Below are 17,465 nucleotides of genomic sequence, written 5' to 3'. Positions count from 1 at the left end.
TGCTAAATGATATGAGTCTCATGAATATCGCCGACCTCGACCTCAATCTGCTCAAGACTTTCGAAGCCCTGCATGACGAATCCAGCGCCAGCCGCGCCGCCGTGCGCCTGGGCGTGACCCAGTCGGCCATCAGCGCCGCATTGCGAAGGCTCCGGGGGTTGTATGACGATCAATTATTCGTACGCACGGGCCGGGGTCTGGCGCCGACGCTGCGGGCCAACCAGCTGAAACCGGTGATCAGCGAAGCCCTGGACAAATGTCGCCAGAGCCTGGCGATGGTCGACCCGGATGCCAGCCACTATGACGGCCGCTCGGTCATCATCGGCCTGTCGGACGATTTCGAGATTGCCCATGGGCGGCGCCTGATCGACGAAGTGGCCCGACGTGCACCGGGCCTGCGCTTGATTTTCCGTCAGACCCACAGCCAGATCGTCGGCCGGGCCTTGATGGAGCGCGATCTCGACCTGGCGATCACGGCGGGTGGTTTCGCGCAGCGGTTGCTCAGCCGCCAGGTATTGGGTGAAGGCGATTACGCCTGCCTGTTGGACGCGGCGAGCCTGACGCACGGCCAGCAATCCCTCAGTCTGGAGGCGTTCGTGGCCCGCGAGCATCTGCTGGTATCTTCGGGGGGCTTCATCGGCATCACCGACGAAGGACTGGCCGGGCTTGGCCTGAGTCGGCGAGTCTGTGCCTCGACCACCCATTTTGCCGCGCTGCCATTCCTGCTCAAGGGCAGCCAGGCCGTAGCGACGATTCCGGCCCACGCCGCCCGGGCCATCGCCGACCTCAGTGGCCTGGCCTTGCTGCCCTGCCCCCTGGCCTTGCCCCGCTACCCTATCGAACTGGGCTGGCGGACCCACACGCAAATGGATCCGGCAGTGCTCAAGGTGCGTGAGGCCATTAGCGCGACGTTTACTTGAGGTTTACTTGTTGGCGGCCATCAGTCGATTGACTTCACTGCGCACCATGTTGGCGTATTCCGGCGGCGACATGCCGTCCAGCTCGGCACGCACCCACTCGGCCCACTTGCCCTTGCGTTTGGAGCGCTCGCCGAACAGGCGGGCGGCATCCCCCTTGGCCTTGCCCAGGTTGTTTTGCCACAGTTCAAAGAGTCGGGATTTTTCGTCTTCCAGCGCGGCGCGCTCGGCCAGGGGCTTGTCAGCCAGATTGAAGCTCATGGGAATTACCTGTTGCGTAAATAGACGCCATCTTACACCTTGCAGGGAAACGTCTTAACCACGATTTGCGATGGACTGCTCTGCCAAGGCCAAGTGCTGCAACTTTTTAACCGGCGCGGCACTCCATTGTTCAATGCCATCATCATCCACACAAGGAGTATTTCCATGGCCCGTAAAGGCACCGTGCAAGCGAACGGAGAGCAAATCAAGGATCAGGCCTTCAGCGAATTGACCGCGCTGATTGAAGAATCGGAAAAGCTGCTCAAAAGCAGTGCCTCGCTGGTGGGCGAAGAGGCCGAAAACCTGCGAGACCAGATATCCCAGAAACTGCAACAGGCGCGCGACTCGGTCACCAGCGCCCGGGAACGTACCCGTCCCATGGTCGATGCCACTGAGGTCTATATTGGCGGCCACCCCTGGCAGACCGTGGCGATTTCAGCGGGGTTCGGGCTGGTGGTGGGTTTGCTGCTGGGACGGCGTTAAACAATAGCAACCAGCCCCCGGACCTGATGTGGGAGCGAGCTTGCTCACGATGAAGGTGTGTCAGACAACATCTCTGCCGCTGAACCACCGCCATCGCGAGCAAGCTCGCTCCCACAGGGACTTGTTATTGCCTTAAACGGCGGGGCCCGCCCGCAGGATCGACGCATCCTCTCCTCGGTACAACGCCTCCACCTTCCCCGCCCGCCACTGCAACACCGCCCGTTGGTTGATCGACCCCTTGTCGGTGATTTCACCACGGTCGATGGACGCCGGTTCATCGAGCAAGGCTATCCACTCCAGGCGACTGGCGTTGCCGCTGGCTTCGCGGTTCAGGCGTTGCAGCCAGTCGGCGAACCATTGGCGTACCGGCGGACTGGCGAGGACCTGGGCGTCGCTGGCATCCGCGCCCAGGCCTGACAGGCGCCGGCACTCAGCAAGTCGTGGAAACACCAGCGCACCCAGGCACTCGCGATCCGGTGCGGTGATCACCAGGTCCTGGACGTAGGGTGTACCTTCCAGCACCGCCCGGTTACGCAGCGGCCCGACGCTGACGAAGACACCGGAAGACAATTTGAAGTCCTCGGCAATCCGCCCGTCGAACATCAGCCCCAGTTGCGGATTGCTGGCATCGGCCAGTTTGATCGCATCCCCCGAGCAATAGAAACCGTCCTCGTCGAACACTTCGGCGGTCTGCTGCGGTGAACGCCAGTAGCCAGGCATGATGTGCGGCCCGCGAAAACGCCCTTCGAACTTGCCGTCCACCGGCACCAGCCGGACCTCGCAGCCGGGTGCCGGAAGACCGATGTAGCCGGCCATGGACAAGGGCCCGGTGGTGAAGGTGCAGGACGGCGACGCTTCGGTCATGCCCAGGCCCGCCATCATGCGGATACGTTCGCCACAATGCTGCTCGGCGACCTTGTCGAGCCGGTCCCAGGTACTTTGGGACAAGCCCGCCGCGGCAAAGAAGAACAGACTGATGCGCTTGAAGAAACGCTCGCGCAATTCACCGTCCTGTTCCAAGGCGCTGACCAGTTCTTCCCAACCCTTGGGTACGGTCAGGTAGGCGGTGGGCGAAATTTCCTTGAGGTTGCGCAAGGTCTCGGCGAAGCCCTGGGCGGTGGGTTTGCCGTCGTCCAGGTAGAACGTACCGCCGTTGTACAGCACGATGCCGACGTTGTGGCTGCCGCCGAACGTGTGGTTCCACGGCAGCCAGTCCACCAGCACCGGCGGCGCCTCGCCGAACACCGGAAAGGTTTGCAACAGCATCTGCTGATTGGCACACAACATACGCTGGGTGGTGATCACGGCCTTGGGCAGCCTGGTGGAGCCCGAGGTAAACAGGAACTTGGCGATGCTATCCGGGCCGGTGGCGGCGAACGCCTGCTCGGCCTCCGCGCCGCCGGGTTGGGCCAACAGGCTGGCGAAGCTTGTCCTGGACCGGCCCGCCATCTCGCCGCGCACTGTGATCAAGGGAACGTTCGCCGGCAATACGGCATTGATCGCTCGTTCGAACGGGGCGGCTTCGCTGACAAACACCAACCCCGGCTGCAACAGATCGCAGACGTGGCGCAGCTTGGCGAAATCCTGGGACAGCAATGAATATGCCGGCGACACCGGACAGTAGGGAATGCCGGCGTACATCGCGCCGAGGGCCATTTGCAGGTGTTCGATGTCGTTGCCGGAAAGCAGCGCCAAGGGTTTTTCCGCTGACAAACCGTAACCGAGCAGGCTCTGGGCGATGGCCCGGACACTGTCGAGCATCTGCGCATAGCTGACCCGACGCCAGTCACCGCCCGCTTCACGGGCCGCGATAAACGTCTGCTGCGGGCGCACCTCGGCCCAGTGCACCAGGCGCTCGAGCAAACGCGCCGGCAGCGGGGCCAGGGATTCCAGGGAGCGCATGTGCAAAATGCCGCGCTCTTCGCGGACTTCGACGGCAGGATGACCAATCGACACCTGGCGATAACGCCCGGCCTCGGGTCGGGAGGACGATCTGGACTCGGAACTCACGTACATTTCCTCCACCAAGGCACGCTCGGGTCGCGATGCGAGCGGAGCGTGGCAGCGCGGGGCTGCGGCCTTGTCATTGTTATTCTGGCCTGCATCCGGGCGGCGGCTTTCGAGGCTCGACCGCCCATGATGCGATGGGTTTCAGATTGGGTAATGCCGGGGGCCGTTCTGCAAGGTCACCCAACGCAATTGGGTGAAATGCTCGATGGACGCCTTGCCGCCAAAGCTGCCATAACCACTGGACTTGACTCCGCCGAAGGGCATCTGCGCCTCGTCGTGCACGGTCGGCCCGTTGATGTGGCAAATACCCGACTCGACCCGTTGGGCCAAGGCCAACGCGCGGGTGGTATCGCGGCTGAAGATGGCAGCCGACAGGCCGAACTCGGAATCGTTGGCCAAGCGCAACAGCGCTTCATCGCCCTCACCGCGCAACAGCACCGCCACTGGTCCGAAGGATTCTTCGCGGTACAGGCGCATCTGCGCAGTGACGCCGTCGAGCAAGGTCGGCTGCAGGATGCTGCCTTCCAACTGGCCGCCGGTGACCAGCGTTGCGCCTTTGGCCAAGGCATCGTCGATCAGTCCCTTGATGCGCTGGCCGGCACTGGCATCGACCAACGAGCCCAGCACCGAATCGCCAGCCGCCGGATCACCGGCACGCAAGGTGGAGATCTTGGCGGTCAGCTTGGCACTGAACGCATCCGCCACGCGGGCATCGACGATCAATCGCTCGGTGGACATGCAGATCTGGCCCTGGTTGAAGTAGGCCCCGAAGGCTGCCGCTTGCACGGCTGCGTCCAGGTCGGCGTCGTCCAGTACCAGCAACGGCGCCTTGCCGCCCAGTTCCAGCAACGCTGGTTTGAGATGGCGTGCCGACAGTTCGCCGACGATGCGTCCGACGTGGGTCGAACCAGTGAAATTGACCCGGCGCACCGCTGGATTGGCGATCAACCGTTCGACAATGGCCGGCGCATCCGCCGGTGCGTTACAGATCACGTTAACCACACCGTCACCCAGCCCGGCGTCCTGCAACACCTGGCCGATCAGCCGGTGCACCGCCGGGCTTATCTCGGAAGCCTTGAGCACCACGGTGTTACCGCAAGCCAGGGGCATGGCGATGGCGCGGGTGGCGAGGATCACTGGGGCGTTCCAGGGCGCGATGCCCAGCACGACGCCACAGGGCTGACGCAGGGCCATGGCGAAACTGCCTGGCACGTCGGAAGGAATGATTTCGCCGTTGATCTGGGTGGTCATGGACGCCGCTTCGCGCAGCATGTTCGCCGCCAAGTGCACGTTGAAACCGTACCAGTTGGCCATGGCGCCAGTCTCGCCGGCCGCGGCGATAAACTCGCCACTGCGGGCCTGCAACTGCTCGGCTGCACGCAGCAGACGCGTACGGCGTTCGTTGGGTGCCAACGCAGCCCAGGCGGGAAACGCCGCTTGGGCGGCGGCCACGGCGGCATCGGCATCTTCCAGGGTGGCGGCGGCCACACGAGACACCACTTCACCGGTCACCGGGTTGCAGCGCTCGAAGGTCCGGCCGTCGCGGGCCGGGCACGACTGGCCGCCAATCAACAGGGGCACGTCCAGCATGGTGATTCCTCTTTATTATCTTTATCGGGAACACGTTCACAGTAGCGCCGAGGGCCTTGGGCGAACAGCCCGCGGACGCACGATGGCGCCCGCCGCGCGGCTGTCTCAGCGCTTATAGGTCTGCAGGCCCGGCTTGATGCTCTTGTCATCCAGGAATTGCTTCATCCCTTGCTCGCGGCCACCCTCGGTATCGAGCAGGCGCGACTGATCGAGCTTGGCGTACAGGTAATCTTCGTTCTGCTCCCAGGTCAGTTCGCGGCAGCGCTTGAAACCATGCTTGGCCGCCCGCAGTACCACCGGGTTCTTTTCCAGCAGGTTGCGGGCCAGTTCCACGGTGACTTCACGCAGCTGCGCCAAGGGCACGCTCTCATTGACCAAGCCCATTTCGGCGGCTTTCTGCCCACCGAAGGTCTTGCCGGTCATGATGTAGTACAGCGATTGGCGATGGCCCACGGTGTCGGCCATGGCCTTGCTGACGAGGTTGCCCGGCGGGATGCCCCAGTTGATTTCCGAGAGACCGAAAGTCGCTTCGTCGGCGCAGATCGCCAGGTCGCACGCCACCAGCGGACTGAAACCGCCACCGAAACACCAGCCATTGACCATGGCGATAGTTGGTTTGGCGTACATGCGCAGTAATTTCCACTGCCATTGCGACGCCTCGCGACGTATTTTTTCCTGGAGGATTTCCGGCCCGGCATCCACTTCGCGGAAGTATTCCTTGAGGTCCATGCCAGCGGTCCAGGCATCACCGGCCCCGGTCAGCACCAATACTCCTGCGGCCGGATCCTGCTCCAAGGTCTCGAGCACGTCGATCATCTCGCGGTTGAGGGTCGGGCTCATGGCGTTGCGTTTTTCCGGGCGATTGAGGGTGACCCAGGCGATGCCCTCCTCGATATCGACCTTGACCGTTTTCCAGCGACCTTCGTAATTGCTCATGATGCGTGCACTCTTGTTCTTGGCTGAAGATGATCAAAAACTAAACCGGAAATTTAGTTATGTCAATTAACTATTAATCGGTTTATCTGTATTTTTCAGAGACTGAATCGAAAGTTAAAAAATTCGAATATGCACAAGCCCGTAGCCAGAGCGTCGCAACCCCGGCAAACTGGATAGCCTTGTTAACCACTTACCTTGAGGACACTCACTTCGATGGCCAAGTCTTCCAAGCTTGCCGAACCCGCCGAGCCCCTGGTCGCCGGTACCGACGCACAGGTGCCGCTGGACTCCGCGTTGGACGACCTGATCGGTTACGCCCTGCGCCGCGCCCAGTTGAAACTGTTCCAGAACCTGATTGGCCGGCTCGCCGTCCACGATCTGCGACCGGCCCAGTTCTCTGCGCTGGCAATCATCGACCAGAATCCCGGCCTGATGCAGGCCGATTTGGCCAAGGCCCTGGCGATCGAACCGCCGCAAGTGGTGCCGCTGCTCAATAAGCTGGAAAGCCGAGCCCTGGCGGTGCGCGTGCGCTGCAAGCCGGACAAGCGCTCCTACGGGATCTTCCTGAGCAAGACCGGCGAAACCCTGCTCAAGGAACTCAAGCAAATCGCCGCCCAGAGCGACCTTGACTCCACCGCTGCCCTCTCGGGGAATGAGCGCGAGGAGTTGCTGCGGTTGTTGAAGAAGGTTTACCAGTAGCGAGCCTGGCGCGGGTCCCTGCGGCACCGCCATGTGGGAGCAAGCTCCCACAAGCGCTAGCCAACCGGCTCGAACTCACCAGATCGGCACGCTGTACGTCACCAGAAACCGAGTCTGGTTCTCGTCACGAAACGCCGCCGTACCCGGGAAGTTGTTGCGATAGATCGATTTGCGCGCCAGCAACCCGACGTTCTTCAGTGGGCCGCCCTGGATCACGTACCCCAACTCCATCTGGAACTCACGCTCCTTGCGATCCTCGGCATTGAGGGCCGCCAACTCGATGTGATCGCCACGCACATAACGCAGTCGGGTCCTCAGGCCCGGCACACCCATGGCGGCGAAATCATAGTCATGGATCGCCTGCCAGGTGCGTTCCTTGGCATTGAGGAAGTCCGAGCTCATGGTCATTTCACTCAAGCCCATCAACTCCGTGCCGGACACATAAGGCGTGGCCGTATCGCCACTGGCGTGCATGTAGCCCAAGCTCACGCGATGCCCGCCCAGGCGATAGCCGACCAGCGCCGAGATATTGCGGTTATCCACTTTTCCAGCCTTGGCCGCGCCGTCTTCGTCACTGAAAAAACTGCGCAGGTCGGTGGTCAGGACGCCATCGCCCAGGGGCAGGTTATGCAACAACGCCAGGGTGTCCTGCCGGTACAGATCCGCCACTTCGGCGTGGTAGACCCGCAGGCTGAGGTCTTTATTGACCTGGTAGTCACCGCCCACATACGCCATATGGGAAGAGGTCGCCGCGCCGTTGAATCGCCGGTTGGGCGAGGCGATGCTCATCGGCTGGTAATCGGTGGAATCGCGGCGGGCGATGCGATCGATATAACCGGTGTTCAACGTCAAACCGTCGAAATCCTTGGAACTGAGCGTCGTCCCGCGAAAGGTCTGCGGCAGCAGCCGTGACGGGCTGGCAAAGGCAAACGGCAGGAAGATCGATACATCGCCGGTCTTCACCGTGGTTTGAGCGAAACGCAGCTTGCCGGTCACGCCCAGGCGCGAATATTCATCCGCCGCGCGCTTGTCGCTGGCGGACACCGGTAACAGTTCAGTGCCGCTGCGATCCGGCGACGAGTCAAGCTTGATGCCCAGCAGCCCCCTGACATCCAGGCCGAACCCGACCGTGCCTGGGGTGAACCCCGACTCCATGTTCATGAACACACCCTGAGCCCATTCCCGCGCTGCAGTCTTGGCGCCGTCATCCTTGTAGTCGCGGTCCATGTAGTAGTTGCGCAGTGTCAGCGTACCGTGGCTGTCGTCGATGAAGCCTTCCGCCCACGATACGGGAGAACCGAGGCTCAGCCCGAGACAGGCCAGCAGAGGGACGAGGGATGAAACAGGGCGCGCGGTCAGCGTGTCCCGAGCAAGGTTTGGCATGTTCGGTGTCCATTTATTGTTGTTGTTTTGATCGGCCCAACCTTGGCCAGGGGGCCGTGCGGACAAAGAATGGAAACGGCACGGGTGCTTCGTCAATCATCAACGTCCGATAATCGAACATTAATATAATTAACTAATTTACTAATTCATCCGTAAATCTTTGCCAAGCCTCTGATTTTCATACTGAACTGACCGCTTATTGACGGCCTTCAGGCGCCCTTCATTTTTTAGTTAGCTTTGTTAATCTTGAACCCACCCGCCGGTTTTCCTCCGAGCGGTGTCCCCCTCACAAAAACAATAAGAGGATTTGCCATGGACCGTCCGGCGCGTCGTGCGACGCTGACCATTGCCTTATGTTTCATCGTCGCGTTGATCGAGGGCTTCGACCTGCAGTCAGCCGGTACTGCCGCCGCAGGCCTACGGCAGACGTTTGCCCTTGACCCGAAAATGATGGGCTGGGTGTTCAGCGCCGGGATCATCGGGTTGCTGCCAGGCGCCTTCTTCGGTGGTTGGATCGCTGATCGCATCGGGCGCAAGAAAATCCTCATCGCCGCTGTCTTGCTCTTCGGCGTGTTTTCCCTCAGCACCGCTTATGTCGAGCAGTTCTCCAGCCTGTTGCTGGTGCGTTTCATGACCGGCCTGGGCCTGGGCGCCGCCCTGCCCAACCTCATTGCCCTGTGTGCCGAAGCCGTGGGTGAGCAGCGCCGAGGCACGGCCATCAGTGTGATGTATGCGGGAGTGCCGTTGGGCGGTGCATTGGCCGCCGTGGTCGCCATGCTGTTTGGCGAGCACTGGCAGATGACGTTTTTCATCGGTGGATTGGCGCCGTTGCTGGTGGTGCCGCTGATGCTCCTGTGGCTTCCCGAATCCAGCGCCTTTCGCCAGGCACAGGATGGCGGCCAACGGCGCGGCTCTACGGTCCAGGCGCTGTTCGGTGAAGGTCGCGGCCGTACCACCTTGGCCCTGTGGCTGAGCTACTTCTTCACCCTGACAGTGATGTACATGTTGCTCAACTGGCTGCCGTCATTGTTGCTGGAACAGGGCTTTAGCAAACCCCAGGCGGGCCTGGTGCAGATGCTGTTCAACATTGGTGGCGCCCTTGGCTCGTTGCTGGGCGGCCTGTTGCTGGACCGTTGCAATGGCATCAAGGTGGTGCTGTTCGTCTATGCCGGCCTGCTGAGCGCCCTGGCCGGGGTCGGGTTGTCCGTTGGTATCGTGCCCATGGCCCTTGCCGGATTCGCCGCCGGGTTGTTTGTCATGGCCGCGCAGCTGGTTCTCTATGCCTTGGCACCGCCCTCCTACCCTACGGCCGTGCGTGCGACGGGGGTTGGTGCCGCGGTGGCCATCGGACGCCTGGGGTCGGTGGCCGGGCCTCTGGCCGCCGGGCAGATCCTGGCGGCCGGGGGTGGAACCACTGCTGTATTGCTGGCGACTTCCCCTGGGTTGGTGGTGGCGACGTTGGCTGTTCTCAGTGTGATTCGCCATTCGACGGGGCCGCGGTTGAGGGCATCGACCCCGGTTGTAGAGAACTCCTGAGTGGCTGCGCATATCCGTCATCAGGTGACGGATATGCGCCCCCATCCTAGAGCGTCTCAGCCCCTCACCCATCCCGCCTGCCGACTCGACTCAGGCTTTTTTACGAAGACCTCCTGCGGCAGCAGCCACCAGGCCAACGCGGGCAACAAGATCAAGGCCCCGAGCATGTTCACCAGGAACATGAAGGCCAGCAGAATCCCCATGTCAGCCTGGAACTTGATCGGCGAAAAAGCCCAGGTCGACACCGCCACCGCCAATGTCATCCCCGTCAACAACACCACTTTGCCGGTGAACAGCAGCGCCTGGTAATACGCCTGGGCCAGGGTGTCGCCGGCACGCATCCGCGCCAGGATCACGCTCAACACATAGAGCGCATAATCGACCCCGATGCCCACGCCCAGCGCAATGACCGGCAATGTCGCGACTTTCACCCCCATGCCCAACCCCACCATCAGCGCCTCGCACAGGATCGAAGTGAGCATCAGCGGCAGCATCGCGCACAGGGTCGCGCGCCAGCTGCGGAAGGTCAGCAAACACAGCAGGCTGACCGCACCGTAGACCCAGAACAGCATCTCGCGCATGGACTTCTTCACCACGATATTGGTTGCCGCTTCGATCCCCGCGCTGCCGGCCGCCAGCATGAACTTGACCTCCGGCATCGGGTGCCCGGCAATGAATTGCTCGCTGGCTTCCACCACCCGGTTCAAGGTGTCAGCCTTGTGATCGGCTAGGTAGACGTACAGCGACAGCATCGAGCAGCCCTGATTGAACAACTCTCGCGGAGCACGGGTCTGCACGGCACCCAGTGCGCCGTCATTGGGGATCAGTTCATACCATTTGAAGTTGCCTTCGTTGTAACCGGCCGTGGCGATCTTGCTCAGCGCCGCCATTGAGGTGGTCGATTCCACACCGGGCAATTGCTCCAGTTGCCAAGCCAGCACATCTACCGCAGACAGACTGGCGTAACGGGTGCATTGATCCTCCGGAGTCTTGATCATGACCACGAAGATATCCGAGCTGGCCGCGTAGTTCTGGGTCATGAACAATGCGTCGCGGTTGTAGCGCGAGTCGGCACGCAACTCTGGAGCGCCGGGGTCCAGATCACCGATTTTCAGGTGCAGGCTCACGGCAAAACCAAATGCGGCCAACAGCAAACCCGCCAACATGGCGCCAATGGCCCAGCGCCGTTGGGTGAACAGGTCAAGCATGCGCCACAGTGGATGTTTGACCTGCGCCTGTTGCTCGGTGGTTTCCGCACTCAGGCTGCGTTGCGCCGCCGCCGGGCTGACGCCGATATAGCTGAGCAGGATCGGCAGCAGAATCAGGTTAGTGAAGATCAGCACCGCCACCCCGAGGCTGGCGGTGATCGCCAGGTCCTGGATCACTCGAATGTCGATCAGCAGCAACACCGCGAAGCCCACCGCGTCACAGAGCAAAGCGGTGATGCCGGCGGCGAACAGCCGGCGGAAGGTGTAGCGCGCGGCGACCACCCGGTGGGTGCCACGGCCAATGTCCTGCATGATGCCGTTCATCTTCTGCGCGCCATGGCTCATGCCAATGGCGAACACCAGAAACGGCACCAGTGCCGAGTAGGGATCCAGCTCATAACCGAGCAGGGCCAGCAGCCCCAGTTGCCACAGCACCGCCGCCAGTGAACAGGTCACCACCACCAGGGTACTGCGCGCGCAACGGGTGTAGCCAAACAGCACCAGTACCGTCACCAGTACCGCCACCACGAAGAACAGCAGGACTTGGGTCATCCCCTCGATCAGGTCGCCGACGATCTTGGTAAAGCCGGTGATGTGAATCCGCAGGTCATCGGTCTGGTACTTGTCCCGCAACGCCTCCAATTGCCGGGAAAACTCGCCGTAGTCCAGCGCCTTGCCCGTCTGCGGATTGATTTCCAGCAACGGCACGAAGATCACGCTGGACTTGAAGTTGCCAGCGACCAATTGACCGACTTCCCCGGAGCGGGCCACATTGGTCCGCACCTGTTCGATGCTGGTGGTCGAGCCATCGTAGTCGTCGGGAATCACCGTTCCGCCGTCGAGCCCTTCTTCGGTCACGGCGGTCCAGCGCGTGGTCGGCGTCCATAGCGATTTCATGTAGGGTCGATCGACATCCGGCAGCAGGTAGAGCTCGTCGTTGAGCTTGGCCAGGGTGTCGAGGTAATCCTTGGTGAAAATACTCCCCTGCTTGACCTCCACGGCGATGCGCAGCGAGTTGCCCAGGCCGCTCAACTCACTGCGGTTCTCGAGGAAATTGGCGACATAGGGATGCCCTGTGGGAATGGTCTTCTCATAACTGGCATTGATGCCGATGCGCGTGGCTTGCCAACCAAGCACCAAGGTCACCAGCAGGCATAGCAGGATCACCAGCGGTCGATGGTTGAAGATCGCCCGCTCGGTGAAGTTGCCCGACGCCCGGTCGAAGTCTTCCTGGCGGCCGATCACGGTTTGGATTTTGTCGTCTTTCAAGTTTGACTCCTGTTGCACGAGCCGTGGCCCGATAGCGCTACACCGTGAAGTTTCATGGTTTACCGGAGGCCCGCGGGTCCTGGTCAGCGGCCACGCCGGTCAAACCGACGCTGGCCAAGCTGCCGTCGACCGCCTGTTGCACGGCAGCGACCGTCCCGCCGCTGCGGCTCTGACGCTTGTCAAAGCTGCGACCCTGGTCATGACTGAAGAGAAGCTCACCACTCTGGCTGGCCAACAACAGGCCGCCATCGCGCAGTTCAAGGGCGCTCGCCAGCGTTGATTCGATACCCGTGTCGAGGCGTCGCCAACTGCCGCCACGGTCATCGGACCACCAGGCGTTTCCGCGCAAGCCATAGACAATCAAGGCCCCATCGCGAGTGCCGAGCAGGCCAAAAAAGCTGCCCTCATAAGGTGACTTCAAGGCCTGGAATGACTGTCCGGCATCGGTCGAACGCAACAGCAGACCGCGCTCCCCCACCAGCAGCAAATCCTTGCCCAAGGCGCGGATGCCATACAGGTTCAAGCCCTGGGGGTTGTCCACATGCCGCATCCACGGTTGCCAGCTTCGCCCGCCGTCATCGGTCCGGTAGATCTGGTTGTAGGCGCCCACGACGTAACCGTGCAGGCGGTCACTGAAGTACAGGTCGAGAAACGGTTTATCCGGTCCGTCATCGAGCATGTGCCGTGCCTGTGCCAACTGGCCCGCACCGTCGGGTTGATTGGCGTCGCGCTCGGCGACTTGCACCGCCAGGGCGATGGCGCGCTCACCGTCGAGTTGTTTTTGCCAGGTTTCCCCGCCGTCCTGGGTGTGAACCACCACCCCCAGATGACCGACCGCCCAGCCCTGCTCCGCATCGACGAATTGCACCGCCGTCAGGCTGACGCTGACCGGTACCTTGGCCTGGCGCCAACTCACGCCAGCATCATCCGAGAGCAGCACGATCCCGCGCTCGCCCACCGCCACCAGGCGCTCGCCGGCCCGGGCCAGCCCGAGCAATACCGCGCGCGGGGCCTTGGTCGTCGGCAGTGCAGGTTGCTGCAGCACCGCCAATGTCGTGGCCTGTGCGGCCCAGGGCACACTCGCCAACAGGCACCCCATCAGGGCGCAAACACCCCATAGCGGACCGCGGCGCGCAAAGATTCTTTCAACGTTCATATCGTTATTCCGCCTGGAAAATCGTAAGCGACCGCGACGAACCTCCTCTTCGCCACGGCCGCCACAGGTTCAACGCATGTTTTCGTTGGCCATGGCATCCGGTGTGAAGTAGGACGCCGAAGGTTTCGCGACCTTCTGGTACTGAACCGCCAGGTCGTTGCTCGATGAGTTGAGGAAGTAGGCCCCGGTGTCGAGGTTGTAGCTGCCCCACATGACCTGTGCGGTGAGGGCCGGCAGGTCCGGTGCCAGCAGCGTCAACGAATACATCTGCCGGCCGAGCTTGCCCTGGGCGTCATAACCGTCGGCCATCAGGATTTGCCAGGAGTCTTCGTCGACGTAGTAGGTCCGACGCGGCACGACATGGCGCTTGCCGGACTTGAGCGTGGCCTCGACCACCCAGACCCGATGCTTCTCCCAACGCACCAGATCAGGGTTGAGGAAGTTCGCCTTGACCAGGTCGTCGCTCTTGGCCAGCGCGGCGCGGTTATTGTTGTAGCCCACGATCAGCTCTTTCTTGCCCACCAGCTTGAGGTCATAGCGATCGGTCGGCCCGAACAGCATGAACGCTTCGTCGAACAGACCGACGCCGGAGGTCACGAAGTCCGGTGTGTCATAGGCAATGTTCGGCGCCCGACGAACCCGGCGCTGGCCGACCAGATACTGCCAGGCCGCCCGATTGGCCGGGTCCAGGTCCCAATGGGTCATCAGGCCTTCGCCGGCCTTGGACGACGGCAACTCAGTGAACAGCTTGCCCAGCAGATACTTGCCCGAATAGTTTTCCAGGCTGCCGCCTTCGACATAGTAGGGAAACTGATAGGTGTATTGGGCCCGGGTCGCCTGGACTTTCTTGCCGCCGGCGGTCATCAACCAGGTATCGAAAGGCGAGCTGATGGTGTCGCCGCCCTGCCACGACAACCGATAATTCCACAGCACTTGCGCACCGTTTTCCGGGATCGGGAACGGGATGCCGCCGTAGGCGTTGGAGACTTTCTCACTGTCCACGTCCAATGTGGCGCGAGTAGCATTCTTGCTGGTGTTGTCGTACACCCATTGCGGCGCGGCGGCCGAGCGATGGGTCGGGTACACGTCCAGGCGATAGTCCGGGTATTTCTTGAGCAGCAGCTTGGTGCCTTCGGCCAATTCGCTGGCGTACTGCTCCATGTTCGCGGCTTTAATCGAATACAGCGGTTTCTCGCTGGCGAATGGATCGGGGCGCTTGTCTCCCGGTTTGTAGCCGGGCGCGACCTGGGTATAACCGCCCTGCCAAGCCGGGATGCTGCCATCGGCATTGCCAGCACGCTCGCCACCCAGGGGGGTCAGATCGGTTTTCAGACGTGCGGCCTGTTCAGGCGACACCGCCGCTTGCGCCAGCCCCATGCCGGCGAGGGCCAGGGTCAGGACGCACGTATTCAGGAATGCTGTGTTCTGCATGGCGAATCCACCTTATTAGAATGAGGTTTTCACGTAGAGCGAGACGAAGTCGCGGTCGGCCAACGACTGTCCGTAACTGAAATTGCCGTCTTCGCGCAGCCCGGCTTTCGGTGCGCCGAAGAAGTTCACGTAGTTGAGGCCGACATCCCAGCGTTGCAGATAGGTGGCTTTGAGCCCGACACTCCAGTCACCGGAATGGGTGTTGCCGAAGCCGGATTTGTTGACCGCCGATGAACGCCCATCGAGTACCACCCCCATGCCGATCGGCACGGTCAGGTCAATTCCGTCGACAATCTGGAAATACGCCGGCTCGATCAATACCCGCAGTGCCGTGGCATCGCGAGTGGTGTTGGAATCCAGCGCGGCAGCGTTCTTGGTCACGCTCAGGGTGCGGTTCCAGGCCAGTTCGGCCAGGGCCGAGCCGCCGTCCCAGAACGCGGTGGGCGATAACAGGTAAATCGCCGACAGGTTGGCGTGAGCGGTCTTGCCCCTGGCGAACAACTCATTGTCGCCACCATCGGCCTCCATGCCGGGAGTCACCACTTGCAGGTTGCTCACCAGCGGTGCGTTCCAGCGCACCGACGTTTCACCGGCGAAGTTGAACGGACCGTAGGCGGTGGAGAAACTGACGCCAGCGGTCTTGATGTCTTCGGCGTAGACCTGCCGATAGGAACCCAGAATGGGCAACCCGGTGGCCGCTGCCGCCGGACCGTCCAGGTATGCGTACAACCCGATCGGTGCCTTATCGTGATACTGGGCCGCGTAGAAACCCAGCTCCAACTCGGTGCCGCTCGGCTTGAAGCGGATCTGCATGCCGCCCTGCCCCGAATTGCGCGGCTTCAGATCGCCGCCATTGACCGTGTCGTTGCCGAACACTTCGCGTAACGGACCACTGCCGTAACCGATGGCATCGACATCGCTCAGGTAGCTGCCGGCGCCGGGCAGATTGGAACGTTCCCACTCAAACTGGTAGTAAGCGCCCACCGACAACTGCGGGTTGATCTGCAACTGCCCAGAGATTTGATTGACCGGACGCAGGATCTCCTTGAACTGAGTCCCCGGCACGCTGAGCAACTTGACGACGTCGGTCGGGCCCTGGGCATTGGCAATGCCGTTGCCGCCGTAGAACAGGCTTTCCCCATAGATCAGGCTGTGTCGACCCAGACGCGCCACGCCCTGGGAGTCCTCACCGAGGTCACCGCGCAAGAACACAAAGGCATCGAGAATTTCCGCGTCACGACCGTGGAGCTTGCGGGTTTCGCTGAGGAAATGCGGTTGCTCGCTGCTGTCGGTGTCCTGGTTGTAGATATCGTCGTACCAGGCTGCGCCGCTCACCCGCAGCCCGTAGTTTTGCCGGCTGAGGTCCATTTCGGAAAACAGATCCAGGCGGTTGGAGACCAGGCCGCTGCTGAAGTTCTTATCGCCCTGGCTCTGGATCGAGGGATACAGACCGTTGGCTGTTGGTGCGTTGACCAAGCGGCTGTCCTGCCCTTGCAGGCGCCAGGCCTGGCTGTACTTGATGGTGTTGTCCCAGCGCAGTTTCCAATCGGAGTCACCCAGGTCCATTTGCATGGCCTCGACCCGATCGACCATCACACCGGTGCTGCACAACGCCAGGAACAGGGCGCAATGCTTGAAACGAAAGCTATCTTTGAGGTTATCCATGGACGCTTCTCATTATTGTTATTTTTGGGCATGGCTTTGCCAGCCAACACGCTCAGGTCGCGGCTCGTGCCGCTTTGCGCGGGTGCGCATTTCAGATGTAGGTAGAGGCCAATCCTCCATCGACCGGCAGGTTGACGCCGTTGATCCAGCGCGACTCGTCGGCACACAGGAAAGCGATCACCGCCGCCACCTCATCGGCATAAGCGGGACGTTTCATGCGATGGGCATCGGCCTGGGTCCGGGCCTCGCCGAGCATGCTCACGAAGTCGTCGAGGATCGGCGTGAAAACCGGGCCTGGCGCGACACTGTTCATGCGCACCGAATGCTCAAGGAACCAGGGTTGGGCCTGCAGGCAGTTCCAGACGATCAAGGCTTCCTTGAAGTACTGGTAGCAGGTCTGGTCCGGCACCGGGTGGTCGGCCAGCCAGGCTTGCGCGGCGGTAAAATCTTCGATGCGCGCCAGCGCCTTGTGCTGTTCCAGGCGTAACGGCCACTCGGCACCGAGGATCGAGGCGATATTGACGATGCTGCCACCCGCGCTGATACGCGGCAGCAGCGCACGGCTCAAGTGCCGCAGCCCTAGGTAGTTGACCCGCGCCAGCAGTCGCGGGTTGGCAGTGCCCGGCACGCCGGCAATGTTGCACAGGCTGTCGAGCCGTGCGGGCAGCTGTGGCAGCAACCGTTCGATGTTCTCGGCGCTGCTCAAGTCGCCCTGCACAAAACCGTCCAGGGTCAGGTGCGGCGCCTTGAGGTCCACGCCAATCACCTGGGCGCCGTGAGCACGCAGCAGGCTCGCCGTGGCAGCACCGATACCCGACGAGACACCGGTCACCAGCACAATCTTGTTGTCGAGTTTCATGTTGAGTCCTCTTATTATTTTTGTGTACTCGCAGGGCCCTCGCTCATCGGGCCCGGTAAAGA

At 61.8% G+C, this 17,465-nt stretch carries 14 protein-coding genes; 4 read left to right on the top strand and 10 right to left on the bottom strand.

Annotated features, from left to right (window positions below):
- Window positions 1–11: 11 nt before the first annotated feature.
- A complete protein-coding gene (locus tag BT125_RS04950) occupies window positions 12–920 on the top strand; it encodes a LysR family transcriptional regulator (RefSeq protein WP_072405725.1) in 909 nt (302 codons plus the stop codon).
- A 3-nt stretch (window positions 921–923) separates the two neighbouring features.
- Here the strand turns inward: BT125_RS04950 and BT125_RS04945 are convergent, their stop codons facing one another.
- Window positions 924–1,178 carry a hypothetical protein gene (locus tag BT125_RS04945; RefSeq protein WP_003181187.1) on the bottom strand — a complete coding sequence of 85 codons (255 nt, stop codon included), beginning with the start codon at window positions 1,176–1,178 and terminating at the stop codon, window positions 924–926.
- 165 nt (window positions 1,179–1,343) lie between these two features.
- Between BT125_RS04945 and BT125_RS04940 the strand changes: the two genes are divergently transcribed.
- Window positions 1,344–1,661: an ElaB/YgaM/YqjD family protein gene (locus BT125_RS04940; RefSeq protein WP_072405449.1), complete on the top strand. Its 318-nt coding sequence runs from the start codon at window positions 1,344–1,346 to the stop codon at window positions 1,659–1,661.
- A gap of 132 nt (window positions 1,662–1,793) precedes the next feature.
- On the opposite strand, the gene BT125_RS04935 is transcribed toward BT125_RS04940, so the two are convergent.
- The 3 genes from BT125_RS04935 to BT125_RS04925 form a co-directional block, all read right to left on the bottom strand.
- Window positions 1,794–3,671 carry a feruloyl-CoA synthase gene (locus BT125_RS04935; protein WP_072405724.1) on the bottom strand — a complete coding sequence of 626 codons (1,878 nt, stop codon included), beginning with the start codon at window positions 3,669–3,671 and terminating at the stop codon, window positions 1,794–1,796.
- Between the two features lie 141 nt (window positions 3,672–3,812).
- Window positions 3,813–5,261: an aldehyde dehydrogenase gene (locus BT125_RS04930; protein ID WP_072405448.1), complete on the bottom strand. Its 1,449-nt coding sequence runs from the start codon at window positions 5,259–5,261 to the stop codon at window positions 3,813–3,815.
- A 105-nt stretch (window positions 5,262–5,366) separates the two neighbouring features.
- Window positions 5,367–6,197 (bottom strand): p-hydroxycinnamoyl CoA hydratase/lyase, encoded by an 831-nt coding sequence (locus BT125_RS04925; protein WP_003202420.1) that lies wholly within the window; start codon window positions 6,195–6,197, stop codon window positions 5,367–5,369.
- A gap of 213 nt (window positions 6,198–6,410) precedes the next feature.
- Here BT125_RS04925 and BT125_RS04920 point away from each other — a divergent pair, with 213 nt between their 5' ends.
- Window positions 6,411–6,896: a MarR family winged helix-turn-helix transcriptional regulator gene (locus tag BT125_RS04920; RefSeq protein ID WP_072405447.1), complete on the top strand. Its 486-nt coding sequence runs from the start codon at window positions 6,411–6,413 to the stop codon at window positions 6,894–6,896.
- Window positions 6,897–6,971: 75 nt separating this feature from the next.
- Here the strand turns inward: BT125_RS04920 and BT125_RS04915 are convergent, their stop codons facing one another.
- Window positions 6,972–8,279 (bottom strand): OprD family porin, encoded by a 1,308-nt coding sequence (locus BT125_RS04915; RefSeq protein ID WP_072405446.1) that lies wholly within the window; start codon window positions 8,277–8,279, stop codon window positions 6,972–6,974.
- A gap of 312 nt (window positions 8,280–8,591) precedes the next feature.
- Here BT125_RS04915 and mhpT point away from each other — a divergent pair, with 312 nt between their 5' ends.
- Window positions 8,592–9,815 carry a 3-(3-hydroxy-phenyl)propionate transporter MhpT gene (gene mhpT / locus BT125_RS04910; RefSeq protein ID WP_072405445.1) on the top strand — a complete coding sequence of 408 codons (1,224 nt, stop codon included), beginning with the start codon at window positions 8,592–8,594 and terminating at the stop codon, window positions 9,813–9,815.
- Window positions 9,816–9,871: 56 nt separating this feature from the next.
- Here mhpT and BT125_RS04905 read toward each other — a convergent pair whose 3' ends face one another.
- From BT125_RS04905 to BT125_RS04885, 5 genes are all read right to left on the bottom strand, one after another.
- Window positions 9,872–12,292: an efflux RND transporter permease subunit gene (locus BT125_RS04905; protein ID WP_072405444.1), complete on the bottom strand. Its 2,421-nt coding sequence runs from the start codon at window positions 12,290–12,292 to the stop codon at window positions 9,872–9,874.
- A 52-nt stretch (window positions 12,293–12,344) separates the two neighbouring features.
- Window positions 12,345–13,448, bottom strand: a complete 1,104-nt coding sequence (locus BT125_RS04900; RefSeq protein ID WP_072405443.1) for a WD40/YVTN/BNR-like repeat-containing protein — start codon at window positions 13,446–13,448, stop codon at window positions 12,345–12,347.
- Between the two features lie 69 nt (window positions 13,449–13,517).
- Entirely contained in the window at window positions 13,518–14,879 is a 1,362-nt protein-coding gene (locus BT125_RS04895; protein WP_072405442.1) for a DUF1329 domain-containing protein, read from the bottom strand.
- A gap of 15 nt (window positions 14,880–14,894) precedes the next feature.
- Window positions 14,895–16,544: a DUF1302 domain-containing protein gene (locus BT125_RS04890; protein WP_072405441.1), complete on the bottom strand. Its 1,650-nt coding sequence runs from the start codon at window positions 16,542–16,544 to the stop codon at window positions 14,895–14,897.
- Between the two features lie 91 nt (window positions 16,545–16,635).
- Complete coding sequence (locus BT125_RS04885; protein WP_072405440.1) at window positions 16,636–17,403, bottom strand: coniferyl-alcohol dehydrogenase; 768 nt, start codon at window positions 17,401–17,403, stop codon at window positions 16,636–16,638.
- Window positions 17,404–17,465 lie beyond the last annotated feature (62 nt).

Origin of the sequence: Pseudomonas sp. NFACC04-2 (genome assembly GCF_900119265.1) — a bacterium.
Classification (GTDB): Bacteria; Pseudomonadota; Gammaproteobacteria; order Pseudomonadales; family Pseudomonadaceae; genus Aquipseudomonas; species Aquipseudomonas fluorescens_AA.
This window is presented reverse-complemented; position numbering and strand designations above follow the sequence as displayed.

Coding starts and splice junctions, on each gene's coding strand:
- BT125_RS04950 (WP_072405725.1), top strand. CDS start 12: ATGAGTCTCATGAATATCGCCGACCTCGACCTCAATCTGCTCAAGACT.
- BT125_RS04945 (WP_003181187.1), bottom strand. CDS start 1,178: ATGAGCTTCAATCTGGCTGACAAGCCCCTGGCCGAGCGCGCCGCGCTG.
- BT125_RS04940 (WP_072405449.1), top strand. CDS start 1,344: ATGGCCCGTAAAGGCACCGTGCAAGCGAACGGAGAGCAAATCAAGGAT.
- BT125_RS04930 (WP_072405448.1), bottom strand. CDS start 5,261: ATGCTGGACGTGCCCCTGTTGATTGGCGGCCAGTCGTGCCCGGCCCGC.
- BT125_RS04925 (WP_003202420.1), bottom strand. CDS start 6,197: ATGAGCAATTACGAAGGTCGCTGGAAAACGGTCAAGGTCGATATCGAG.
- BT125_RS04920 (WP_072405447.1), top strand. CDS start 6,411: ATGGCCAAGTCTTCCAAGCTTGCCGAACCCGCCGAGCCCCTGGTCGCC.
- BT125_RS04915 (WP_072405446.1), bottom strand. CDS start 8,279: ATGCCAAACCTTGCTCGGGACACGCTGACCGCGCGCCCTGTTTCATCC.
- mhpT (WP_072405445.1), top strand. CDS start 8,592: ATGGACCGTCCGGCGCGTCGTGCGACGCTGACCATTGCCTTATGTTTC.
- BT125_RS04900 (WP_072405443.1), bottom strand. CDS start 13,448: ATGAACGTTGAAAGAATCTTTGCGCGCCGCGGTCCGCTATGGGGTGTT.
- BT125_RS04895 (WP_072405442.1), bottom strand. CDS start 14,879: ATGCAGAACACAGCATTCCTGAATACGTGCGTCCTGACCCTGGCCCTC.
- BT125_RS04890 (WP_072405441.1), bottom strand. CDS start 16,544: ATGGATAACCTCAAAGATAGCTTTCGTTTCAAGCATTGCGCCCTGTTC.
- BT125_RS04885 (WP_072405440.1), bottom strand. CDS start 17,403: ATGAAACTCGACAACAAGATTGTGCTGGTGACCGGTGTCTCGTCGGGT.